Annotated in this window: 24 protein-coding genes and 1 riboswitch; of the genes, 4 read left to right on the forward strand and 20 right to left on the reverse strand. The window is 38.0% G+C overall.

The window, feature by feature from the left end:
- Nucleotides 1-12: 12 nt before the first annotated feature.
- On the reverse strand, nucleotides 13-1,227 hold the full coding sequence (locus tag M3166_RS07845; protein WP_251688942.1) for an ABC transporter permease: 1,215 nt from the start codon (nucleotides 1,225-1,227) through the stop codon (nucleotides 13-15).
- 11 nt (nucleotides 1,228-1,238) lie between these two features.
- Nucleotides 1,239-2,354, reverse strand: coding sequence for an ABC transporter (locus M3166_RS07850; protein WP_251688943.1), 1,116 nt, complete (start codon nucleotides 2,352-2,354; stop codon nucleotides 1,239-1,241).
- A 375-nt stretch (nucleotides 2,355-2,729) separates the two neighbouring features.
- Here M3166_RS07850 and M3166_RS07855 point away from each other — a divergent pair, with 375 nt between their 5' ends.
- Nucleotides 2,730-2,906 carry an aspartyl-phosphate phosphatase Spo0E family protein gene (locus M3166_RS07855; protein WP_251688944.1) on the forward strand — a complete coding sequence of 59 codons (177 nt, stop codon included), beginning with the start codon at nucleotides 2,730-2,732 and terminating at the stop codon, nucleotides 2,904-2,906.
- Nucleotides 2,907-3,084: 178 nt separating this feature from the next.
- On the opposite strand, the gene M3166_RS07860 is transcribed toward M3166_RS07855, so the two are convergent.
- The 3 genes from M3166_RS07860 to M3166_RS07870 form a co-directional block, all read right to left on the reverse strand.
- On the reverse strand, nucleotides 3,085-3,495 hold the full coding sequence (locus tag M3166_RS07860; protein WP_251688946.1) for a VOC family protein: 411 nt from the start codon (nucleotides 3,493-3,495) through the stop codon (nucleotides 3,085-3,087).
- A gap of 129 nt (nucleotides 3,496-3,624) precedes the next feature.
- The gene (gene glnA / locus M3166_RS07865) at nucleotides 3,625-4,971 is read right to left on the reverse strand and encodes a type I glutamate--ammonia ligase (RefSeq protein WP_251690033.1); all 1,347 of its coding nucleotides are present in this window, start codon (nucleotides 4,969-4,971) and stop codon (nucleotides 3,625-3,627) included.
- 40 nt (nucleotides 4,972-5,011) lie between these two features.
- Nucleotides 5,012-5,407 carry a MerR family transcriptional regulator gene (locus M3166_RS07870; RefSeq protein WP_008408113.1) on the reverse strand — a complete coding sequence of 132 codons (396 nt, stop codon included), beginning with the start codon at nucleotides 5,405-5,407 and terminating at the stop codon, nucleotides 5,012-5,014.
- 559 nt (nucleotides 5,408-5,966) lie between these two features.
- Here M3166_RS07870 and M3166_RS07875 point away from each other — a divergent pair.
- The gene (locus tag M3166_RS07875) at nucleotides 5,967-7,385 is read left to right on the forward strand and encodes an S-layer homology domain-containing protein (RefSeq protein WP_251688948.1); all 1,419 of its coding nucleotides are present in this window, start codon (nucleotides 5,967-5,969) and stop codon (nucleotides 7,383-7,385) included.
- A 138-nt stretch (nucleotides 7,386-7,523) separates the two neighbouring features.
- Nucleotides 7,524-8,381: a YitT family protein gene (locus M3166_RS07880; RefSeq protein ID WP_251688950.1), complete on the forward strand. Its 858-nt coding sequence runs from the start codon at nucleotides 7,524-7,526 to the stop codon at nucleotides 8,379-8,381.
- Nucleotides 8,382-8,431: 50 nt separating this feature from the next.
- Here M3166_RS07880 and brnQ read toward each other — a convergent pair whose 3' ends face one another.
- The 13 genes from brnQ to M3166_RS07945 all read right to left on the reverse strand — a co-directional run bounded on the left by brnQ (nucleotide 8,432) and on the right by M3166_RS07945 (nucleotide 22,564).
- On the reverse strand, nucleotides 8,432-9,784 hold the full coding sequence (gene brnQ, locus M3166_RS07885) for a branched-chain amino acid transport system II carrier protein (protein ID WP_251688952.1): 1,353 nt from the start codon (nucleotides 9,782-9,784) through the stop codon (nucleotides 8,432-8,434).
- Between the two features lie 177 nt (nucleotides 9,785-9,961).
- Entirely contained in the window at nucleotides 9,962-10,537 is a 576-nt protein-coding gene (locus tag M3166_RS07890) for an ECF transporter S component (RefSeq protein ID WP_251688954.1), read from the reverse strand.
- 242 nt (nucleotides 10,538-10,779) lie between these two features.
- A riboswitch (FMN riboswitch) is annotated at nucleotides 10,780-10,953 on the reverse strand.
- Between the two features lie 104 nt (nucleotides 10,954-11,057).
- Entirely contained in the window at nucleotides 11,058-12,275 is a 1,218-nt protein-coding gene (locus M3166_RS07895) for a hypothetical protein (RefSeq protein WP_251688956.1), read from the reverse strand.
- A complete protein-coding gene (locus M3166_RS07900; protein ID WP_251688958.1) occupies nucleotides 12,272-12,805 on the reverse strand; it encodes an RNA polymerase sigma factor SigX in 534 nt (177 codons plus the stop codon). The genes M3166_RS07895 and M3166_RS07900 overlap by 4 nt, the downstream gene beginning before the upstream one ends.
- Nucleotides 12,806-12,967: 162 nt before the next feature.
- Complete coding sequence (locus M3166_RS07905) at nucleotides 12,968-14,743, reverse strand: ATP-binding protein (protein WP_251688960.1); 1,776 nt, start codon at nucleotides 14,741-14,743, stop codon at nucleotides 12,968-12,970.
- Nucleotides 14,736-15,452, reverse strand: coding sequence for a response regulator transcription factor (locus tag M3166_RS07910; protein ID WP_353056557.1), 717 nt, complete (start codon nucleotides 15,450-15,452; stop codon nucleotides 14,736-14,738). Before M3166_RS07910 ends, M3166_RS07905 begins: the two co-directional genes overlap by 8 nt.
- 189 nt (nucleotides 15,453-15,641) lie before the next feature.
- Nucleotides 15,642-16,826, reverse strand: coding sequence for a c-type cytochrome biogenesis protein CcsB (gene ccsB, locus M3166_RS07915; RefSeq protein WP_251688963.1), 1,185 nt, complete (start codon nucleotides 16,824-16,826; stop codon nucleotides 15,642-15,644).
- A complete protein-coding gene (locus tag M3166_RS07920) occupies nucleotides 16,823-18,481 on the reverse strand; it encodes a cytochrome c biogenesis protein ResB (protein ID WP_251688965.1) in 1,659 nt (552 codons plus the stop codon). The genes ccsB and M3166_RS07920 overlap by 4 nt, the downstream gene beginning before the upstream one ends.
- Nucleotides 18,482-18,494: 13 nt before the next feature.
- Nucleotides 18,495-19,028 carry a thiol-disulfide oxidoreductase ResA gene (resA, locus tag M3166_RS07925; protein WP_251688967.1) on the reverse strand — a complete coding sequence of 178 codons (534 nt, stop codon included), beginning with the start codon at nucleotides 19,026-19,028 and terminating at the stop codon, nucleotides 18,495-18,497.
- Between the two features lie 107 nt (nucleotides 19,029-19,135).
- Nucleotides 19,136-19,879: a pseudouridine synthase gene (locus M3166_RS07930; RefSeq protein WP_251688969.1), complete on the reverse strand. Its 744-nt coding sequence runs from the start codon at nucleotides 19,877-19,879 to the stop codon at nucleotides 19,136-19,138.
- Between the two features lie 359 nt (nucleotides 19,880-20,238).
- Complete coding sequence (locus M3166_RS07935; protein WP_251688971.1) at nucleotides 20,239-21,213, reverse strand: D-alanyl-D-alanine carboxypeptidase family protein; 975 nt, start codon at nucleotides 21,211-21,213, stop codon at nucleotides 20,239-20,241.
- A gap of 12 nt (nucleotides 21,214-21,225) precedes the next feature.
- Entirely contained in the window at nucleotides 21,226-21,816 is a 591-nt protein-coding gene (gene scpB, locus M3166_RS07940) for an SMC-Scp complex subunit ScpB (protein ID WP_251688973.1), read from the reverse strand.
- Nucleotides 21,782-22,564 carry a segregation/condensation protein A gene (locus tag M3166_RS07945; RefSeq protein WP_251688975.1) on the reverse strand — a complete coding sequence of 261 codons (783 nt, stop codon included), beginning with the start codon at nucleotides 22,562-22,564 and terminating at the stop codon, nucleotides 21,782-21,784. Before M3166_RS07945 ends, scpB begins: the two co-directional genes overlap by 35 nt.
- 146 nt (nucleotides 22,565-22,710) lie before the next feature.
- Here M3166_RS07945 and M3166_RS07950 point away from each other — a divergent pair, with 146 nt between their 5' ends.
- Entirely contained in the window at nucleotides 22,711-23,211 is a 501-nt protein-coding gene (locus M3166_RS07950; RefSeq protein WP_251688977.1) for a DUF309 domain-containing protein, read from the forward strand.
- A 1-nt stretch (nucleotide 23,212) separates the two neighbouring features.
- Here the strand turns inward: M3166_RS07950 and M3166_RS07955 are convergent, their stop codons facing one another.
- Nucleotides 23,213-23,572, reverse strand: a complete 360-nt coding sequence (locus tag M3166_RS07955) for a GNAT family N-acetyltransferase (RefSeq protein ID WP_251688979.1) — start codon at nucleotides 23,570-23,572, stop codon at nucleotides 23,213-23,215.
- A 194-nt stretch (nucleotides 23,573-23,766) separates the two neighbouring features.
- A complete protein-coding gene (gene lysA / locus M3166_RS07960) occupies nucleotides 23,767-25,086 on the reverse strand; it encodes a diaminopimelate decarboxylase (RefSeq protein WP_251688981.1) in 1,320 nt (439 codons plus the stop codon).
- Nucleotides 25,087-25,150 lie beyond the last annotated feature (64 nt).

Consider the following 25,150-nt stretch of genomic DNA (forward strand, 5'->3'; position numbering starts at 1 on the left):
TCGTTGTCCCCCCTATTTTACAAGCTTGAAACGTTTAATAAGTGAAATGAGCAACACAATCACCAATAGAATAACCGCGCATATTGTCAATAATAGCAGGCCGTATTGATAATCTACATTCTCACTTCCTAAATAATAGTTCTGATAACCAGATACAACTTTTCCGACATGGATATACGTAGTAGGAACTTTTTCCACTTCCCAAAAATATCCGATACCGCGGCTTATATAAAACTTTTCGCCAAAAATGACCAATAGTCCGACTGCCAAATTCACCATTTCTTGGCGGAACAGTACACTGCATAAAATTACAACATTGATTATGACAATGAACCATACAATCAGTAATGATAAAGACCGACCCAAAAACATGCCTAATGTCATCATATTAGCTAAACTCTCATTCCCCCATTGCAAGAAATTAAAAGCATACTCGGGTGATGGCAGTTTAAGATGGCCGAAACCTGATTGAGCCCCGATTATCATAAAACCAATAAGTAAAGGTACAAATAATGTGATACTGCCGATAAAAGCAACACCTATTTTTACGAGCAGCTTCTTCCAGTCCGCAATCGGAAAGCCTTTCAGCACAGACGGGTGACGACGATCCTTCGTCACAATATCGATCGCCAGTAATAAGGTACAAATAATTAATATTAAAGGAAGCGGACCTTTCAGAAGTCGCTCAAACGTCTGCAATGCCGTACGCTGTTCAAAAACACCAATCGACAATTCGTAATTAGCCTCATTAAAAGCACCGTACCGGAAATGTTGATCCATCGCATTTAAAGCACCTTCAACATTTGCAAATTCCCTGTCTGCCACATAATATCGGTCATTATAGAAAAGGTTTTCATTATAAAATGTCAAATAGTTCATTTGAATATACCAGTCGCTTGTTACTTCCGCATACTTTTTCAGATCATTTGCATCAAGGGCATCCATTCTTGCCTTATCCAGCGGGTTGATATCAGCAAAATCATAATATGCTCTAACTGATGTCGGATGTATTTCCCTTAAATCCCTCTTACTTAAATCATCAATAAATTCCTGACGCGTTAAATAGCGGGCTTCAATTTCCTCCCTGTCGACCTTTTCAATAGGATCATAGGCAGGTGCAATCTTAAACGCATAAAATATCGCAGCAAATGCCAGCAGAAAATAGACCGCCAAGTTTTTCTTATTCGTAAAAAACTGTTTCAGTTCAAATTTAAAATATCCGTACATTTCTTTCCCCCCTAGGCCCTTTTAATTTTTCCTGTAGAGAAGAATGTTTTAATGACGAATAACATGATTAAAATACAAATACTCATAATCAGTAATCCGATATTCATCGTTACATCCACAGGACGCACTAAATCCAACGGCATTCCATTTAAAATTTCATTGAAGTTCATGAAATGGAACGGATTGTACGGGAACACACTAATAATTAAAGGGAAAATAATCGGTAAAAAGAATAGAATCAAATGAACAAACAATGTCAAATACATATTTTTCAGCAGTACATTTAAAATAATGGACAAAAGCATTACAAATATCGAAATGACAAACATATAGACAATGCAAAGTGCAATATAGTACACACTTGAAATTAATGTCGGCTCTCCGAAATAGACGGCCACTTGTTCAGAGCCTTCTCCCAATCCATTGAATAACAAGGGTGAAGCACTAATAAAGATGAGCGCAATAAATGCGACAACATACAAAAAGGCAATGATACATTTGGATATTACATATTGGTCAAATCGGACCGGGTAACCTTTAATAATGCTTGAATGCTCAAAATCATCCAGTAAAATCGAACTCGTATAGAAACTCATAAATATGTACCAGCCAACACCTACTAAACTAAAGAAATACAACAAAAACGGTATGTAATGAGATAGATCGCTAATCGTATTTTTGCCCGATTCGTACATCACTTTAAAATATAAGTAATTCATTGAATTTTGAAACTTTGTAGGCAGCAAATCCTTCACTTTTTCGTACTCTTCCATATCAAAAGCTTGTTGCCGCAACTCAGCAATACGATAGGAAGCCTCATAATACATCGGATAGTTTTCTACAGTTAATGAAGCAATTTGTAAGGCCACGGCACTTTTCTGCTGTGTCAGATTTTTAAATAAATCACTGCCATCCCCGTCCCTTGAGGCATCCTGAACTTGGAACTTGGATAATACAGCACGCGAACTGTAGTAGTCGCCTCTTTTCTCATTGAGCTGATCCCCTACTGACTCTGCCTTAATAAAAAACATACATCCAAACACAATAACGATCACTGCGAGTAACGCAACAATATTTTTTCGGTTAGAGCGTTCGATGAGAAATCCAATTTTTAATGCCTGCAACATATGTAATCCCCTCCCCCTTCTATATATCGACATTGAAAACGGTTACAAACCTAAATTTCGATTTATTGGGTACTTTATTAGAATAATCTATCAATTAATAATTTACAAACTAAAAGGTAAATTTTCAAAAAACAGGAAAATAAACGCTTTAAATCAACACTTTAATTTAACTATTTCGTTTCATAATTGAAGTCAATATGAGATGAAATTATTTTTGTATAATACACCTATTTTTTACAAATTTATGAACTTTATATTTCTACCACGATTCGACACTTTATTATTTCTTAATAGGATACGATGAATAAGCGCTATTATATTTAATTCGAAAATATAAAACAGCGTAATACTTCAGAAAGGAACATAAATTTAGCAATGAAATTTTTATTTTTCAAAAAAATATTTAGACTAAGATTGAGAATAAGAATTGAATCTAAAAGAAAAGACATGTACAAAAAAGCAAATGATCTAGGATTCACACACCCTGAAGTAGTACATTGCAGTCAAGAATTAGATGAATTACTTAATAAGTATTCAGATACTGCTGCATAAAATAGAGAGAATACATAAATAATGTTGTTCAGGTTCGTAATATGGATCTGCCATATTTATGTTTTATTAATGAAAAGCGTTGGAGCATACAGCCCTAACGCTTTCTTTTTAATATATTTTCATTTAGTGGTGCGTCCTCGTAGTGCAGGTTTTGTACCTATATACTGTTTACCAGATATTAAATCCCCTCAGTGTTCATCAATACTATTCGCCAGCCATCCGGGTCCGCAAAAGTCACACCTTTTTCTTCCCAATACGGATTTTCAGGCGGCACCTCGTGGTAGCCCATACTAGCGAGTCGAGACTTCACTGCTTGAATTTGTTCGGCATCAGGCATATAAAATACGAGCAAATTATCTTCCGTTGGTGCAGGACATGGACTTCCATCAATATGTTCAGTAAATTCCAGATGATACGATGCATCCGGTAAACCAATCATAATACCAGTGTACCCTCGATGTCCTTTAAAGCCGCCAAGTTTTTTAAGACCAAGACCTTCACAATAAAAACGTTCAATCTGTTCTATTTGATCAGTTGGCCGTGCGATACGAAATTGTGCTACATGTAATGTTTCTGTCCACTGTTTCATTTACATCCCTCCTTACCACATTTTAGAGAGAAAAGGAGAAAAAAACTCTACAACATTAGGATGAAATAAAAATCTTAAATATTGTTTAATGAAAAAAGCGTTGGAGCCTACAGCCCCAACGCTTTCTTCTTAGTACATCTTCATATATTGGTCGCGTTCCCACTGGTGTACAGATGTGCGGAACATATCAAACTCCACTTCTTTTGCTTCTTTGAAGTTTGCATAAATATGTTCACCTAATGCATCAATGATTACTTCATCTTTCGCTAAAGTAGCTAATGCTGCATCCAATGAACCTGGTAAACTTGCAATACCATAAGCTGCACGCTCTTCAGCATTCATCACGTAAATGTTACGGTCAACCGGTGCTGGTGGCTCGATTTTATTTTTCACGCCATCCAATCCTGCAGCCAAAATAACAGCCATTGCTAAGTACGGGTTTGCAGATGGGTCAACTGATCTTAATTCAATACGAGTTGATAGACCACGAGATTCCGGAATACGTACTAATGGTGAACGGTTTTTTGGTGACCATGCCACATAACAAGGTGCTTCATAGCCTGGTACTAAACGTTTGTATGAGTTGACAGTCGGATTCGTCACCGCTGTAAATCCTTGAACGTGCTTTAATACACCTGCTAAGAAATGTTTCGCTGTTTTTGATAACTGTAAGTCTTCCCCTTCATCCCAAAACGCATTTTTGCTTCCTTGGAATAACGATAAGTTGAAGTGCATTCCTGAACCGTTCACACCGAATAAAGGTTTTGGCATAAATGTCGCATGTAAGCCATGTTTACGCGCAATTGTTTTTACTACTAATTTGAACGTTTGAATGTTATCACACGCTTCCACCGCGTTGGCATATTTGAAGTCAATTTCGTGTTGACCCGGAGCTACTTCATGGTGTGATGCTTCAATTTCAAAGCCCATCTCCTCAAGTTCCAATACGATATCGCGACGGCAGTTTTCCCCTAAATCTGTTGGTGCCAAGTCGAAGTATCCACCATCATCATTTAGTTCTAATGTCGGGTTGCCTTTTTCATCTAATTTAAATAAGAAGAATTCTGGTTCAGGTCCTAAGTTAAAACTTGTAAAACCTAATTCCTCCATTTCTTTTAACATTCTTTTTAGGTTAGAGCGCGGATCCCCTTCAAAAGGAGAGCCGTCCGGACGTGCGATGTCACAAATTAATCGGGCAACTTTTCCCTTTTCTGCAGTCCATGGGAAAATCATGAAAGTATCTAAATCCGGACGCAAATACATGTCAGATTCTTCAATACGCACGAAACCTTCAATTGAAGAACCGTCAAACATCATTTTGTTATCCAGCGCTTTATCTAACTGACTTACCGGAATTTCAACGTTTTTGATTGTTCCTAAAATATCGGTAAATTGCAGACGAATAAATTTAACATTTTTATCGGCTACAATTTTTTTAATGCTTTCTTTCGTTGCTTTGCTTGTTCCATTCACCATTACATTTGCCATACTTCAACACTCTCCTTTTTAGTTGGTCCTACTCAGTTTTATATTGAAAGAAACGCGATAAATCGCCTTGACGTAGCGATGTTTTTTGCATGCGCTGCGCCTGCAGCATTTCTTCACGCAATATAGTCCGCAATTCTGTATCTGTCACGCGTACCACGTCAGGTTTCTTTACATACTCTTTCGATCTCATTGCAAATACCTTTTTGACACCCGCCATATTAATGCCCTGGTCGAGTAGCTCTCTTATTTCCAGCAATGCATCAATATCATCAAGAGAAAACATCCTTCGATTCCCTTCTGATCTGGCAGGGACGATTAATTCATGTTCTTCATAATAACGAATTTGTCTAGCCGTTAATTCCGTCAATTGCATAACCATGCTAATCGGCAGTAACGGCATCGCTCTTCGAAACTCTCGACTCATTATCTCGCCTCCCTCTTCTTACCATTTACTTTAAATCAATGTAATGTTCTTTGTCAATCTAATGTTATAAAAACTAACATATCGTTTTTAGAATAATTTAATCGCATAATTCGAACATTTTAATTCCACAAAAAGAACCGTACGCCAAGAACAGCAATTAGCATACGGTCACCGAAGTTTCATTCTTTTTTATGTGAGCTTTCCTCTATTTTTAAAAGTTGTTTACATTTAAGTTAGTTCCACCTGATTATTACAATCCATGTCACAGTCATAATTAAAACACAAATATATTTCAAAATTATGGACTTTATTGAAATAATTATAATATATTAATATATAATGGATATATGTGATATGGCATACTAAAAAATGCTTAACTACTCTTACAAATAATAGAAATTTCCCGTTACCCGGAAGCTTATCCGTCTTTCCTGCCGGTCACTTACTTTGTTTCTAATTCATTAGCTGCACGAAAACAGCTGCCGAATTAAGATAAAGTCTTTTGCAAATTATGCATGACACATATGAATATTTGCTTAGGACAAGGAGGATATTTAGTATGAAAAAGAAGTTTTACACATTTGCAGTTGCTTCATTAGCAATGACAGCAGCAACAGTAGCCCCTGCTTCAGCTGCCGTAAATTTCACAGATGTTGCTGAAAACAACATACATTTTAAGGCGATTACAGAATTGCATGCAGCCGAAATTATTAGTGGTTATCCAGATGGAACATTTAAACCCGCGCAGAATGTGACACGTGGACAGGCAGCTAAAATTATTGCCGGTGCACTTGGTCTTGATACGGAAAATGTGGTCAATCCTAAGTTCACCGATATTCCGGCATCACATCAGTACTACGGTTCTATCGCAGCATTGACTGCACTCGATGCAATTAAAGTGTATGAAGATAACACTTTCAAGCCAAATGAAACAATTACGCGTGGGGAATTTGCTTATATGCTCGCTAAAGCATTGGATTTAAAAGCTGAAGGCGACAGCCCTTTTCATGATGTGACTGGGGATAATGAATACGCTTATGTCGTTACAGCTTTATATGAATACGGTATAGCAAAAGGCATAAGTGATACGGAATTTGGCGCAGAGAAATCGATAACACGCGGTCAACTAGCAACATTCATTTTCAATGTAGTGAACGAATTCACAGAAAATGATACAGAAGCGTCTTCAACGGATTCAGCGCTATTAAAAACCATTTTCACAAAGGCAATCGAAAAACAACAAGCTACAACTAGCATGAAAGCAAAAATGACAATGACGCAATCGATGGATATCCAAGATGGGGAAGAACGTATAAAAATCGATACTAACGGAAAAATGGATATGTCAATTGTCAATAAACCTATGCAGTTCTTCATTGAAGGAACAATGTCTATGGTCGAGCCAACAACAGGCGAATCGATTGATATGCCTTTAAAAATGTATATGACAGAAAAAGATGGCATGTATATGTATGAAGGCACGTCAGAAACTTGGATTAATTATCCTGCCGACATGTTCGAAGAAATATTAACGCAAGCTGGCGCACAAATTAATGCTGCTGATCAATTAGAAATGTTGCAGAAATTTGCAACCGATTTCAATATCAAAGAAACGGATGGGTATTATACATTAAATTTGAAAGGTACTGGAGATAACTTTACCGCTCTTATACAAGAACAAATGTCTGCCATGAACTTAGGTTTGGACGAGGAAGTACTGGCCGATATGAAAAATTTAAAATACGATAATTTTTCTTATGAAATCAAAATTAATAAGGAAACATTTGATATAGAAGAAATGGTAATGGACTTCGGATTCGGCATGAACCTGGAAGGTGTTGTAATGAATATAAAAAGTAAATCAACTATGAAATATTCAGATTTTAATACAGTACCAACAATAACAATCCCTGCCGAAGCTCTGGAAAACGCAAAATCTTTGGAGGATTTAATTGAATCAGAAATAGGAAATAAATAATTCCCAAAATTCCCATAAAAGCTGTCAGGAAAAAGCATTGTTTTTCCCGATAGCTTTTTTTTGAAAAAAATGGGGCAATGAAAAGTAATATCGCTATTATTCATGTATAATTGTTACCGTATATTGAGGGGGAATTTTATGTCAAAGCAACACATAGCAAAGTCAATCGGACAAAAAATCATCGTTATTATTGGCGGTTTAATCGCTGCTTACGGATTAGAAGCAGTATTAATACCAAATAACGTATCGGATGGTGGAATCACGGGGATTAGTATTGTCATCTCTCAGCTAACACCAGTATCATTAGGCCTGCTGATCGCCATACTAAACATTCCGTTTATTTACTTAGGATATAAACAGATTGGAAAAACCTTCGCAATCAACTCCGTTATCGGTATCGCATCATTAGCAATTGGTACTTCGCTTATGCACCATGTTCCAACTATTATTACTGGCGATGCATTGCTTATTACAGTTGTAGGAGGAATTATTTTAGGTATTGGTATGGGGTTAGCGCTTCGTAATGGTGGCGCTCTTGATGGGATAGACATGCTTGCAGTGTTACTATCGAGAAAATTGCCTTTCGGTACAAGTGATCTCATTTTGTTTTTAAACTTTTTCGTTTTCATCATTGTATCGTTTGTATTCGGCTTTAAAGGTGCTTTGTTATCAGCAATTGCTTATTATATCGCATCAAAAGTTATCTTGATTGTTGAAGAAGGACTTAGTGGCTCTAAAACATATAAAATCATTACAAAAGAGCCGCTTAAAATGGTCGAAACAATTCGAGATCGTTTAGGAAGAAGCGCGACTTTCAGCACAGTATACGGTGCATACTCCCATCAGGAATTTCAAGAAATTACGTGTGTAATCAACCGTATGGAAGAAAGTAAGATAAAGGGTATTATTCGAGAAATCGATCCGAATGCCTTTGTGACAGTATACGAAGTAGTCGAAGTTAAAGGTGGAAGCTTTAAAAAGCAAAATATCCACTAAAACAGAAAATGGTTGTGTAAAAGGAAATTTTCCTTTTACACAACCATTTTTTAATCCGTATTGATTTCATTCGTGCGATTCGGAATACATAATCCGATAACCGCTCCTACTAACGCCGGAACAATCCACCCTAAACCAATGGAATAGAGCGGTAGGTAATCTGCGTAAAAAGCTGAAATAGAAGACAGCACACTCACTTCAAATGCCGGCACACTTCCGATTAACGCATTGTACCCATCAATTATACTAATAAAGAATACGAGTAAAATTGACCCTGCAAATACAGTCCTTTTGTAGTGAAATAGCGGTCCTAGAAGCGCCAGTATTATTAACACTATTGCCAGAGGGTAAAGGAACATCAACACTGGAATTGCATATGTAATAATATTTGTTAAACCAAAGTTCGCAATGATAAATGAAACAACACATAATAGGACTACAAATGTTTTATAGCTGATTTTCGGAAACACTTCATGGAAAAACTCACTGCATGAAGTAATGAGCCCAATACTCGTTTTTAAACATGCAAGTACAATAATAATTGCCAACAAAATTGCTCCGTATGAGCCGAAATAATGATCGGCAACCGCAGCAAAGATTTGCCCGCCATTGTCAAATGTACCAATCGCCGTTATACTCGATGCTCCCATGTAAGCAATCAGACCGTAAATCAGCATCATTAATGCCATTGCAAAAATACCTGATTTCCAAGTCGCTTTTGCAATTTCTTTCTTATCTGTAATCCCTGTCCGCTTTATCGCATGGATGACAACAATACCAAACGCAAGCGAAGCAAGTGCATCCATCGTATTATAGCCTTCTTTAAAACCTGTCATAAACGCCTCGTTAATATAAGTTCCAGCAGGCTCAACGAATTTCCCCATTGGAGAAAACAGACTAATACCGATTAGCACAAATAAAAATACTAAAAATGCCGGTGTTAAGTACTTCCCTATAATGTCCATGATCTTCGCCGGATTTAGTGAAAAATAAAAAACGATTGCGAAGAAAATAAAACTGAATACCGCAAGCCACAATGTCGCCTGTGAAGGATCGATAAATGGTTCAAATCCAACAACAAACGGTACTGTTGCTGTACGCGGAATTGCAAAAAACGGCCCAATCGTTAAGTATAAAGCCAATGCAAAAAACAATCCAAACATCGGATGTACTTTACTTGCCAAATCGCGCAATCCATTACTTCCCGACAATCCGATTGCCAGAATTCCTAAAAACGGCAAACCAATTGCCGTAACTAAAAAGCCAATTAGCGCAAACCAATAGTTTGTCCCTGCCAATTGCCCCATTTGAATCGGAAATATTAAATTTCCTGCTCCAAAAAACATCCCAAACAGCATCGTTCCGATTACTGCATAGGTTGAAAATGGTATTTTCTTGTCCATCATATTCTCTCCCAAGATGTCATTTCATGGTGTTTTAATGAAACGTCCTAATTTTCTTAACAATGTACAATATCATATCAGCCCTATAACAGAATGACAATAGTAAGAGTAAATATAAAAGGAGCGATGTCATAAAGTTAACACTTTTATGACATCGCTCCATAATTTATTATTTAATTAAGCTAAATATTGTCTGCGCTGATTTTCAATCCATACACGCATTGAACGGTAAAGCATCGTCACGACCACAAACATCATAATTCCTTTAACAATATTAAACGGTAAAATACCTAACACGATTGTTTCGTACATATTATATTCGAAGCCTAGTAAGTACGTGTACAGCGGTAAGAACGCCACGTAGTTTAATGCCGCCATTCCAATTGACATTACAACTGTAGAAACAACTAAGCCTGTCATTAACCCTTTTGCAGAAGGGAATTTTTTATAAATATAGTAAGCTGGTAAAATGAATAATACACCTGTAGCGAAGTTAGCCATATGACCTACCGGAATTCCTTCAGGAGCCCCTGTGTAAATCCAGTCAAGCACATTTTTAACAAGTTCAACTAGGATACCTGCAACAGGTCCCATCGTAATTGCCGCAATCAATGCTGGCACATCACTGAAATCAATTTGTAAAAACACCGGGAACCATGGTAGTGGGAAGTTTAACAACATTAGCACAAATGAAACCCCACTCAGCATTGCGATTGTTACGAATGATCGTAACTTTAAACTTCTTTTTTGCATATAAATCTCTCCTCTTTGCTGATTCCATCTCGCAAGAAGAAAGGACGTATCAAATCATTCCATGAAAAAACCCTTATGCTAAACTAGAGCATAAGGGAGAAATAGGCACACTTAAATAAAGGGTCTATCTGTGCATTTGCAGCAATTCCTGTTTTTTGTACACGAAAAATATTCCGTTTACAAATAAGGAATTAGAAATAAGTACTGCAAAGCACGGCATTTTCAAAAAATGACGACCGTACCTTCACCTTCTCCCATCCAGACTATACTGTCGGCTTTGGAATTGCACCAAATCCTGCACACAAAAGTGGCTCGCGGGCTCGAAAAGTTCGACATAACTTCCTCCAAGTAAATGGTCAGAAGTTATAACTTTTATTACCGCCGGTCGGGAGTTACACCCTGCCCCGAAGATGAATCAATATGAAATTATGTAGCAATTACCTTGCTATAACTATTATTATATATAAAAAAAAGGAATTGTAAAGCCCATTGCTTACAATTCCTAGTAAAATTATTTGAATTATTGAAATTCATAATGAATACGGTTCGCCGCAACCGGCTTATCTACCGGTTTTGTGAAGTCATAACCGCCCCATTGTTCCTGTACGATATTTTCAAATTTCACCTGTTTATCAAAACTTGCTACTGTCATTATTAATCCTTCAATCATTCGCATTCCTTGAGCTGGTTCATAATTGTCCAAGTTTAAAGGTTCTTCAAATGTAATTGTTACAATCGACTTAGCGTCTTCAACTTTTAAATATACACCCGGCAATATAACCGTTCTGTATATATCATTCGCTTCCACCGTCATATTTTTGATTGCTTCTTGCACATCTTTAAAGCTCATTCGGAAATTGGGACTTAAATATACCGCCCCATTCCGCATCTGATACATAAAATAATTATATTGAGCGTTCTCATCATTTAATAAAAACGGCTCTTTTACGTCGCCAACATGGTCAAAGTAAATTGGTTTTCCGGCCGTATTTTGTATTTCTACTTCCATATATGCATCTCTGAAAGTGTCGACAAGGGAACCGAGATAATTTGATAAGGAAGCAGTTCCCGCATCATATTGGTGATCTTCCGGCAACATATGAACAAGCCTATTCCCTTCCTCACGCAATTCGCCCTTGTAAGGATGGTATTCATTAAAGCCTAGCGACTGTTCGTCAAGCAACGGACTGAATGTGTTATAAAGTTCCAGCTTCGTCGGATTTTCTGTACCCGTTTTTTCGGCAACAATTTCATTTGGAATCAATATGCTTACAGGTACACTTTCTGCATCATCCCCTGCAAGACCAATTGCAAATAATGTGTTTTCCTCTAGCTCGCTTTCATAAACTAATGTTTGCTCCGGTTGAGCTTCCGTCGAAAAACTATTAATCATGGAGCGTTGTGTAGATGCATCTTCCTTCGCACTCATTGTCATACTTTCTTCCGATTCCGGAGTGGCAAGATCGAATGTTTCATTCTGCATAGTAACCGATTCATTATTGCCTATAAATTGCGCGCTGATTAAAACAATAATAAATATTGATGCAATCGAGACGAATAATGGCGCCCAACGTATACCTTTTTGATTGTTTTGCTCTATGTGAGGCGGATCTTCATTAAATGCTCCTTCATCCATTAAACGATTAAATACCTCATCTTTTGAACGATGATCAGTTACTTTCGGTGCTTTTTTCAGAAAAATTTCAATCTCTTTTTCATCCCAATGCTCCTTTTTCATAATGGATTCGCCTCCCTTCCTTCTTGCGCTTCCAATAGCAGCCGCAGATTCTTTAAAGCACGGTGCTGTGTCGTTTTAACTTTTCCGGTCGTCCATCCTAATATCTCCGCTGTTTCCTGAATTGAAAGTTCTTGAATATACCGCATAATAATCACCATTTTCTGATCACCTGAACATTCCTCCAATGCAACCAGTAATTGATGGAGCTGGTCATTTAATTCGGTGAATTGTTCAGGTGAAGGGATTGGGCTTACGAGTTGCTCTGTCTCCCAATCAAAAGCTGTAAATGCATGTTTATCTCGAACTTGTTTTTTTCTGAAATAGTCAATCGCCACATTTTTTGCTATAGAGAACAGCCAAGTTTTTTCCGAGCTTTTCCCTTCGAATCGCTCGTATGATTTTAATACACGAACGTATACTTCGTGGGCAAGATCCTCAGCTGCGGTACGATTTTTCACTAAGTAAAATAAGAAATTAAAAACATCCTGATGATACGTATCGTATAATCGATGGAAAATGGATTGCTGCACCCATCCCACCTCCATTCACGTAATTTGTCGTTTTCGAAACAGAAAAGTTACAGTAATCATCCTTTTACGAACGAATTAGTCTATTAAAAAGAAAAGTTTATCACTTTGAACGATTCAAAATGATAAACTTTTTTATACTCATAATTCCATTACCCCACTTTTTTAAGATAATGGCAAGTAAAATGTAAAGGTTGTTCCTTGCTTTTCCACACTATCAACAGAGATTCTGCCGTTATGTGCTTCCACAATGTTTTTCGTAATGGCCAAGCCTAAGCCCGTTCCGCCTTTCGAACGAGTACGTGCTTTATCTGCTTTGTAGAACCGTTCAAATACATATGGCAAATCATCTTGCGGAATGCCCTGCCCTGTATCCCTAATTTGAATTTTTGCATAGTTTTGCTCATTTGCCATAGAAACAGTTACCGATCCATCGGCTGGTGTATGGCGAATCGCATTGTCGATCAAGTTCGTTAATACTTGTTCGATACGGTCCTCATCAATCGAAATAAGCGTTTCATCCGAAAAGTCAGTTTCAATCTGCAGTTGCACATGCTTTTCTTTCGCTGTTTGGTCAAACTTATGTGTCATCCGTTCAATAACCGCTACTAATGGCACGTCTTCCTTATACAGACTCATATGTCCTGATTCCATCCGCGCCAAGTCAAGTAAATCTGTTACGAGACGACTCATACGCTGTGATTCATCGTAAATTATCCGGATCATATCAATACGTTCTTCCTCTGTTGTCACAACCCCATCAATAATCGCCTCCGAATAGCCTTGTAGCATCGCGATTGGTGTCCGGAGCTCATGTGAAACATTGGCAATGAAATCCGATTTCAGTTTTTCCAGTTTCGTTTCCTCGGTTTTATCGCGTATAACAGCGACTGCACCACGAATGGAATCTCTGCTGTACAAAGGACTAATTGTTATACTGTAATAGGATTTACCCATTTCAAACTCTTCGTCCAGCTGATCCTCGAAATTCAACACATGGTCAAGCATTTGATAAAGTTCATCCGGTATCGGCTTTGAGCTATCCAATCCTTTTTCGACGAACCATTTTTGCAGTAGTCGCTCAGCAGGAGGATTGCTCACTAAAATCGTCTTATCGCGATTAAATGTAATAACAGAATCGGTCATCGATGTTAAAATGCTCGATAATTGTTCTTTTTCCTGGTTGATCACTTCCAAATGATGCTTCAATTGGCGGCCCATCTGGTTAAAGGCGACGGCAAGCTGACCAATTTCATCATTTTGCTTCGTTTCAATTTTTGAATCGAAACGCCCCTTTGCCAATTCAAATGCATGCTCTCTCATTTTACGCAATGGAAGCGTTATCTTAGAAGAAAGGAAAAATGCAAAAATTGTCGTCAATATAAATGCAATAGCCGCAGCTAACACAACAATTTTCGTCGTTTCATTACTAGTCTGGTGTAAAGCATCGGGATTTTTATAAATAAAGACGGCCCCATGTAGATCTTCAACACTTTTAAGCGGGAAGCCTAATACAATATAATTGGAGCTGTTCGCTTCTTCTCGATTCGAAGGTAGCATCAGTTCCTTTACTATTGGCTCTGATGATGCATATACTTCTTCAAATGCTTTGCTGCTTATAATTTTTTGCTGAATTTCTTCTTTATTGATGCCTTCTTGTCTTGCATACAATATTTCATCTGAACTTTTGGCGATAAGTACGTTTGTCGTTTCCGTCAATAACTCCGAGATGATTGCAAACTGCTTATCATCGATCTCTTCTTCATCGATAATACTCGCAATGGCTGCGGCTGTTTGCCTTAATGAAATCTCGGACTGTTCGTTATGATAGTTTTCAAGAAACTCCAACATGAAAATTGTAAAAATAAACAGGACAAATGAAACGAGAAGCAAAATGGTTACCCATAGCTTCCCGACAATACTTGTTGCTATTCTAATCATTTACGACCTCGAATTTATAGCCTACTCCCCAAACCGTAACAATCATTTTTGCTGCATTTTCAGAGACACGGTTCAGCTTTTCACGCAGGCGCTTTACATGTGTATCAACTGTGCGCAGGTCACCAAAGAAATCATAATGCCATACTTCTTTTAATAATTGCTCACGGTCGAATACTTTATCGGGTGACTTCGCCAAAAAGTATAATAATTCATATTCTTTCGGTGTTAAATTTACTTCCGTTCCATCTGCTGTCACACGATGTGCATCATGGTCGATTGTTAAATGCGGGAACACAACTAAATCTTTAGAAGATGAAGCATTTGAAACAGGTGAAAATACTGCTGAGCGTCGTAATATTGCTTTTACACGTAATACGACTTCTCGCGGACTAAATGGTTTCACAATATAATCATCCGCACCAAGTTCAAATCCTTGTACACGGTTTGCTTCTTCACCTTTTGCCGTCAACAATATAATAGGCGTTGTTTTCTTTTCGCGCAGTTCAGCACAAACTTCCAAACCATCTTTTTCAGGCATCATAATATCCAACAAAATACAATGATAATCTTTTTCAAGTGCCATCGAAAGTGCTTGTTCTCCATTTTCCGCTTCTTCTACTGTATAGCCCTCACGCTCTAAATACATTTTTAACAAACGACGAATTCGATCCTCGTCGTCCACAATTAACACAGAAATATTTTCAGACACTGGTGTTGCCCCTTTCAAAACTCTATTTCTCTTCTCTATTGTACCTTTTTAGCGAACGATTGAAAAGAAAAGCCCAATCATTCTGATTGAACTTTTCTAACTTTATGACAGTTTATTAATTATTTTGCATAGAATTGGAAACGATCAAAATTGCTTTAAAAATAGTGTAAAAAGCAAATTGTTGTCACATTATGCATAAGAGTGCAATCCAGCGATAACTAGATTAACTACGACTAAATTGAATAAAATAATAAGGAAACCGATTACCGTAAGCCATGCACTCTTTCTTCCTTCCCAACCTTTTGAGAGGCGAAGGTGTAAAAATGCTGCATAAAACAGCCATGTAATAAGTGCCCATACTTCTTTTGGATCCCAGCCCCAAAATCGGCCCCATGCTTCCTGTGCCCAAATCATCGCAAAAATAAGCGCGCCTAATGTGAAAATCGGAAAAGCAATCAAGATTGAACGGTAGGCGATTTCGTCCATCAGCGTCGAGTTCACCCGTTTTACTAATGGCTGGAACATTTTCGCTATCTTTCTTCTAAAGATCAGTCGAATCAATATATAAATAATTGTACCGAATAGAACAGACCAGAAAACAGTTGTTAGCTTTCGTGCATCAATCAATGCAGGCAACTCAAATAATGGTGTCATACGGTCTTCAGACAGTTCCACATATTCATTCATACCGAAAACAGCCGGCATCAAATACGTAGATGTATTGACTTGATCCAATGTATCAACGTATTCATACTTTGCTTCATAACCCATGGCGTTGAATGTAACCGTTGCTGCAACAAATCCTACAACTAGTACACAGCAGAACATGACTGTTTCCAGCCAAAAGCTTTCTTTTGAGCGCTCGTCCATATTCACATTTCTGAGCAAGTAAATAAGTCCGGCTACCGCACTAATCCCAAAAATCGATTGCCCTAGTGCTGCAGTCGTAACATGTATCGTCAGCCAATGACTTTGCAGTGAAGGTACTAAAGGACTTACCTCTGTCGGGAACATAGAGGCAAAGGCAATTATCAATAATGCAATTGGTAAAGCAACAACACCTAATGCTGCAACTTTATACGTAATGTAAATGACGATAAACGATAGTACTATGAACATACCGAATGCTGTAGTAAATTCAAACATATTACTAACCGGTGCATGTCCTGTATACGCCCAACGCGTAATGAAATAACCTAACTGTGCAACAAAACCGATAATTGTAACAACAAGGGCAATTTTACCGTATTTATCCGCCCGTGTTGCTGCCGTGTCATTTTTCACTTTAATTGCGCCTGCAAATAAAAATGTACCAACTAAGTAAGAAATGAATGCAGCATACAGTAAATAACCGCTTAAATCGATTAAACTCATAAGGTTTTACCATCCTTTTCTGTTTCAACATGTTCATTGTTTTCTATTTCCTGTTGATCTACGTATTGCGGTAAATGAGCATGCTTCGTTAATGCATCTAAATCTTTTTTCATACTAAACCAGTTTTTATTCGTATGTGCCGCCAGACGTATTGTTCCATCCGCCAACTGTTCAATCCATATACGGCGATGATTCCAATAGGAACCGATTGCAACACCAATCATAAAGATAATACCCCCTACGATTAGAATAGGGATTGTCCGATCATAACGGATCGTTAAACCAGACATATGGCGTGTTTCCACATTCGAAAACTTCATTTTATAAATATTGTCACCTTCAGGCTCAAGCGTTTGCTGAATCGCAACAAAGCTTGTTTCTCCTTCAGGTGTTTCAGGAGTAATCATTTTAAAAATAAATGCCGGATTATTCGGTGTTTGGGACACAGTTTGCGGTACGCCTTCTTTAAAACCTGAAAAGTCCGGATAATAACCCATTAATTCGACTTGTGCGCCATTTTCGAGCGTATACACTTCCTGCGGGTTCGTTAAATCAATGCTAATTTGACCAAGCGATTCTTCCGATTCCTTATTCGTTAAATCAAACACCATTGTTTTAATCTCATTTAAACGGAAATCCATCTGATAAAATGCATAGCCCTCATGCTTCAGCGGATGGTTTACCTGAATTCCGTATTTCGTTACTTCTTCCAGGTTTTCCGCCTGTCCCGGCACACTGTTTTCTTTCTGTTTATACAATGTCACGTCTGTCTGGAAGTTTTTCGCGACTACATTGACCCCTTGTTTGATCTGCTCGCCCTGGGGAACATTGTCGTAAGTTTCAAGAATAAATTTGTCATTCTTCAGAAAGTACCCGTCCATACCTGGTACAGCACGTGTCTCGCCTTCACGAAGCCACATCGATTCATCCACGTACATGCCCGGTACTAGATGGAGCATGACCCCAATCAGAAAGACAATTAATCCAACATGGTTTACGTAAGCACCATAGCGGGAAAAACGCCCGCGTTCCGCTAAAATGGAATCATTTTCACGACGCACATTGTATTTTAAATTTTTTAAAGATTGTTCAACGAGCTGGAGCGTTTGTTCAGGCGTTTCACTTGGTTTCCCTTCACCGATAATTCGCTGACGCTTCATAAAGTTTGTATGTCGTTTCACTCGTTGATTTTTTAAAGATTTATGTAATGGAATACCTCTATCAATACTTGCAATAATAATGGACACACCTAACATTAATACAAGTAATTGGAACCATAGGGATGAATAAAGATCCGATAAACCTAACGCGTAGTATATTTCACCGAACCATCCATAAACATCTGAATAGTACTTTTCCTTCTCCGGGTCTGTTGCTACGCTTATATAAAACTCCTGAGGCAGTATTGTACCAATTGATGCTGCTATTAAATTGATAATAATGAGCGTAATTCCGACTTTTACACTTGAGAAAAAATTCCAAACCTTATCAATAACTGACTTGTTATAAGTTTTTGAACGAATGGCTGTCCCTTCGTACCGCATATCTGCAATTTTTTTGCTTTTTTCCTCTGCGGATAATGGAGAACCGCATTTTTGGCAGAGTGTTGTACCTTCAGGATTTTCATGCCCGCATTCACAAAGTAGTTTATTCATTGCGTAAAAACTCCTATTCCGGCTTTATTGACCCCATATATTGCACAATTTCTCCTTCGGTCATTTCTCCAGTAATAATACGGTCTATTGTACCGTCGGGTTTAATGAAAATTGATGTAGGCAGGGGTCCAATATTATAGGCAGTGAAAACACTTTTCGTTTTATCGATCGCAACCGGGAACGTCATCCCCATATTCGCCACATATTTTTTTACTTCGAATTCAGACTGTGCGAAGTTAACGGCAATAATTTGAACATCCTGGCCCTTAAATTCTGCATATTGACGAGTCATTGCAGGGAATTCGCGTTCACACGGCTCACACCATGTACCCCAGAAATTCAGTACGACACCCTTTCCCTCGTAGTCTTTCAATCTATGCTTTTCACCATGCAAATCTACTACTTCAAAATCAGGCGCCTGTGCCCCGGCTTGTACAATATTAATTTTATCTTTCGTTACGGCAGCGTAAACTGTATATCCGATTGCGATTGCTAAAATGGTTAAAATGATACCGCGAGTCACAGAACGTTGTTTCTTTTTTTCCAAAATAAAAAACCCCCTTCCACTTCAGCAACTACTGTTGCCTATTATAGCAAATTATTACAAAATTTAAATTCTTTTCTTTCAGAATGATTTATGAATTTCTTAAACTATTAATTGTTATACTCAATTTTTCCTGTTTCAGCTAATACACGTAGTAGTTTTACTTCATGTTTTGTCAGCTGACGGTATTCGCCTGGGCTAAGTCCAGTTAAATCTAAAAATGCAAAGCGCTCACGTTTTAATTTCACGACAGGTGTACCGATTGCTTCAAACATACGACGGACTTGACGATTTCGCCCTTCATGAATGGTAATCTCACAAATCGCTTTACCAGCATTCTCATCAAAGCTTGTCATGCTAACTTTTGCAGGAGCCGTTTTTCCGTCTTCCAGCTTAATTCCGTTTTGTAGTTTCATTAAACCTTGTTTTGTTGGAATCCCTTTAACACGTGCAATATATGTTTTATCGATTTTGAATTTCGGATGTGTCATTAAGTTTGAAAACTCGCCGTCATTCGTTAAAAGCAATAATCCAGTCGTATCATAATCTAAACGACCTACCGGGAAAATACGTTGGTGAACATGCTTTTTAAAAATATCAGTTACTGTTTTTCGACCTTTATCATCAGTTACTGCTGAAATATAGGCACGTGGTTTATATAGCAGGAAATAAACTTTATCTTCTTTTTCCAGTTTTACGCCTTCAACTTCAATCGTGTCCGAGTTGGATACTTTTGTACCAAGCTCTTTAACTACGACTCCATTTACTTTTACTTTACCTTCTACGATTAATTGCTCTGCTTTACGTCGTGATGCAACGCCTGCATAGGCAATCACTTTTTGTAATCTTTCCATAAGTTCACCTCATTGATTGATAAACTGCAAAGACGCATACTTCTTCAGCATTCGTCCCTGCACTTTTCATTTACTGCTTTGTTAATTATTAAATACTATTGCTGTAATCCACAAATACGAGCGAAAATAAATCCTTAACGAATAAAAATTATGTCATACTTTTAGAACTTAATCAATTACGCTCTGGCGTAATTGCGTCTGGATTCGGCTTTGAGGCCCACTGGATGTGGGTCAGTCAGCCGTTGTCGCATGATGCGACGCTTTTAAGCTGACTTCCTTTTAAGAACTCTTTTTCGAATCCATGACATCTCCGGGGGGCTTAACTTCAATCCTGAAGTTAAAGTATTTCACTTTTTGGATTATTTTACTGTAACGAGTTTTGATGATACGAGCGATTCATCTGCGTATAAAAGCCAAACCCCTCGATCCGACCCTTTCAGCCGTGAAACTTTTACAATATGCTCAAAATTCGGTCGTTCTTTCTTATGAAGCAGCATTTGGAACGGTTCATCTAACTCGATTGCCAACCCGTTCGCATTATATTTCCCTTTCTTCACAATCGTTTTATGTTCAAAATTATTGTCGACAAAATCCGCCAAGTTCCGGTGGATATTCCAATCATTTCCTTCGTTAATAGTAACGACAACAAATGACTTTTGTTCCCGTTCAAAATAAGTTGCCAATGTTCTTCCAGCCACTTTTGTATAGCCTGTTTTCCCTGCAACGGCTCCTATCTTCTCATGCATAAGCCGGTGTTTATTTCTCCACTGCCTGCCATCCGAAAAATTTTGAGTAGATGCAATTTTTCTGAACTGTGGATTCATCATCGCAATTTGCAGCATCTTTGCCGTATCGTAGGCAGAGGATAAATGGGCTTCATTGTGCAGCCCTGTAGGATTTGTAAAAGTTGTTTCATTCAATTGATAAAGCTCTGCCTTCTCGTTCATAAGCTGAACAAAGCCCTCTACAGATCCTCCAATATGTTCCGCCAGCGCAGTAGCGGCATCATTTCCTGATTGCATCATTAAACCATGAAGCAAGTAATCAATCGTATACGTCTCGTTTTCCAATAAGTAAATTGATGAGCCTTCAACAAGCGAGGCTTCCTTCGAAATGACAACTTCATCGGTAAGCTCACTATTTTCTAAAACAACCAGGGCCGTCCAGATTTTTGTCAGGCTGGCAATCGGCAGGCGTGCATGTTCATTCACACCCATTAATGTCCGTCCATTTTCCGCATCGATAACAACATAGCTATTATACGCCGCCTGAATTTGTGACGAACTACTCAAAAATACGAACAATACAACAATAGAAACAAACCACTTTTTCAACAGGCCACTCCTTTAGTTTTGGTTAAATGTTTCCTGGAACTTTGTTAAAAATAAATCAGTCGGCTGATCATCTTCCTGATCGACTTCTTCCGGTAAAGGCGGCAATTCTTTAATATTTTTTAAGCCAAAATAATTTAGGAATTCTTTTGTCGTACCATATAAGATTGCCCGTCCTGTTCCTTCCGCCCTGCCAACTTCCTGTACGAGCGCCCTAGAAACGAGTGTCGCAATCGGGCGTTCGCTTTTCACCCCTCGCAGATCTTCCACTTCCGCGCGCGTGATCGGCTGCTTATACGCTATAATTGCCAGAACCTCTAATGAAGCTGCGGTTAATACTTGATTTGTCGGGTTTTCAATTAATTTTTTCAATGTGTCCGTCACTTCCGGTTTTGTTGTTAACTGATATGTACCGGCAAGCTGTTTTAATGTAATTCCCCGCATTTCCTCCTCATTGTAATGAGACAGGAGTTCGCTTAATCCCGCTTCAATATCCATAGGTTCTACTTCTATATATTGTGCAAGTTGTTTAACGGTCATACCTTCATCACCAGCTACGAATAATAGTGCCTCAATTCGGCTCAGTAAGTTGTTCGAATTCATCATTGATCTCCTCTTTTGTCAATAATACAGATAAATCATCGAAGTTATTTTGCTGTTCGACAAAAATCACTTGGCGCTTCATTAATTCCAGTAATGTTAAAAACGTCAATACAAGCATTGGCTTATCCTCTGCTTCAAACAATTGCGAGAACATCACTCTTCCGCCTGCATTTTTTAAAATGTTCACAACGGAACGCATTTGTTCCTTCACTGAAATTTCCTGTCTTGCGATACGCGTTGACAATGGTTTTTTCAACTGTTTACGACGCATCAGTTTTTGAAACGCACTTAACATATCGTAAACATTTACATTTTGATCAAAAAGCGCTAATTGTTCTTCCGGCATAAATTCCGACAAGTCTGCAGGCGCTTTCGTGAACACTTGCCCGCGTTCTGTTTCCAATTCCTGAAGTTGAACAGCTGCTTCTTTATACTTTTTATATTCGATTAAACGTGCAACAAGCTCTTCCCGTGGATCGACCTCATCTATTTCGAGCTCCTCTGCATCGATTTCGTTTTCATTAATCGGAATGAGCATACGGCTTTTAATCGCCAATAATGTTGCGGCCATTACTAAATACTCGCTTGCTTCATTCAGTTCCAATGTTTGCATCGCATGGATATGATCAATATACTGTTCCGTTAATTCCGCCATTGGAATATCATATATATCAATTTCCAAACGATGAATTAAATGCAATAATAAATCTAGTGGCCCGCTAAAGGCGTCTAGTTTCACTTCGTAAGACATAAAATACCACCTATCGTTAATCGGAAATTATCATTAGCATCTAATTCGCTATGATTAATTTTACGTTTTGCTAGTTACTTTATTCGTCAAAATTCAACAAAATATAGCAGAACCTATCTAATTAGTATAGAGGAAAGGGGACAACAATGCATCCTTTGTTTCATCCACTATTTATCGATTATTGCGCCTATTTTAATGGCAATAATGACTATTTTGAATGCCATGAAGTTTTAGAAGAATATTGGAAAGAAATTGCACCAAAAGAAAAGCTCCATCCGTTAGTAGGCTATGTCCAGCTTGCGACAGGTATGTACCACTTTCGGCGGGCAAATGTTACTGGCGCTGCACGCATAATGGAGAAAGCCATTGTTAACTTTGAGCTGAATCATAATAGTCAATTTTTCGAGTTTATCGATGTAAGACAACTGCTTCGCCTAATGAAAAACCAACTTCGAAAAATGCAGGAAAATGAACCATTCGCACACTTTACACTGCCTATTACAGATCGACAGCTTCAAGAATTGGTACATGAAAGAATAAAGTCGATTCCTCTAATGGATTCACACTTTATTTTCAATAAACATATGCTTCGGGACCGGACTGAAATACTTGAAGCTAGAGAATTAAAAAAAAGAAGTCGACAGTAAATTAGTCGACTTCTTTTAATATAGGTATACATTTCTGGACAAATGCACTTGTATCTTCATTCGCTTGAATATGCTCATACCCCATATTCCGCAGTTCATGTAACATCTTTAATGCGACACCTTCACCCCGATACGATGGGATGACTGTAATATGTTGGACGATTGCAGCATCTTTTTCTTCTGCAATCCCAATAGCCCCTACATATTCTTCGCCATTTTTCCATAAGAAAAGTGTCCAATTTTCATTTTGATCATAATGTTGAATGGTTTCCATTAAGCGTTTAATATCTTTTTCTTGCGGCATTAACGAAATTAATCCCATTGCAATTTTTTCAAGTGCTTTTTTATATCGAACTAACATTTTACATTCCCTCAATTCTACCATTGCACATCCTATCAAAAGATCGACCGAAATGCAATAACACAATTTTCCAACGTTCAGTTTGAAAATTTGTAAATTAGCGGACTAATAATGTAAATAAACAAGAGCGACCAAATCACAATTCCAATTAATAGACCGAAACCCCATTTAGCTTGCTTTGATAATTTCAACGGCTATTCACCCTTTGTAAATGTTAACGGCAAATCATTTGTCACTAAATCTTCATAGCTTTCACGTTTAATCGCTAATTGGTGCTCTCCATTTTCAACGAACACAACTGCCGGTCTTGGAACACGGTTATAGTTTGATGCCATCGAATAACCGTATGCCCCTGTACAGAACATCGCTAAAATATCACCGGTATGTGCATTTTGTAATGACGCATCAATAATTAACTTATCTCCTGACTCACATAGCTTACCTGCAACAGTGTATGTACTTGTTTTTGGATCATTTGCTTTATTGGCAATTATCGCTTCATATTTTGCATCGTAAAGTGCTGGACGGATATTATCGCTCATCCCGCCATCAACAGCAATATATTCACGCACATTTGGTACTGTTTTCTGAGAACCGATTGTGTACAGTGATGTACCAGCATCTCCAACTAAAGAGCGGCCTGGCTCTATCCAAATTTCCGGCATTGCCAAATTAAGTTTTTTACTTTCATCCTGCACTGTTCGAATCATGTCCGCAACATATTCATGAGGTTCTAAAGGCTTGTCCTCTTCTGTATAACGGATTCCGAAGCCACCGCCAAGATTCAGTACCTGTGCAATAAAACCGTGCTGTTCCTTCCATGCACCCATTTTTTGCATTACTTTACCTGCTGCCAAACTAAAGCCTTCTGTTTCAAAAATTTGAGAGCCGATGTGGCAATGTAAACCTAATAGTTCGATATGTTCATCGTTTACTACTTGCTTAAATGCCTCATCAGCTTGTCCATTATTTAAGTCAAAGCCAAATTTAGAATCTGCTTGACCTGTTGTAATAAAATCATGTGTATGTGCTTCAACACCTGGTGTTACACGTAATAAAATTTTCATTTGCTGATTTTTCTGCTGTGCAATTTCTTTAATTAACGAAATCTCGTAAAAGTTATCGACTACAATACAACCGATTCCCGTTTCAAACGCCAATTCAAGTTCGGCAACCGATTTATTATTGCCATGGAAATGGATGCGATCTGCCGGGAATCCAGCTTTAATCGCTGTATAAAGTTCTCCTCCTGATACAACATCCAGCGACAGGTTTTCCTGCGCAGCTAACTGATATGCCGCAACACAGGCAAATGCTTTAGATGCATAAGCAACTTGCGCTTTTACACCTAATTGTTCAAATGTATCGATAAAGCCGCGTGAACGTTTACGAATTAACGCTGTATCATAAACGAATAACGGTGTCCCGTATTGTTTTGCCAATTCAATTGTATCTACTCCGCCAATTGTTAAATGGCCGAGTTCATTAATTTGCTGTGTTCCATATAAATGCATCGTATTCTCCCCTGACTTTAGCTAATCCTCGCTAATATTCTCAAAAATCACAAAATATTATATG

This window comes from Solibacillus isronensis, from assembly GCF_023715405.1.
Taxonomy (GTDB): Bacteria; Bacillota; Bacilli; order Bacillales_A; family Planococcaceae; genus Solibacillus; species Solibacillus isronensis_B.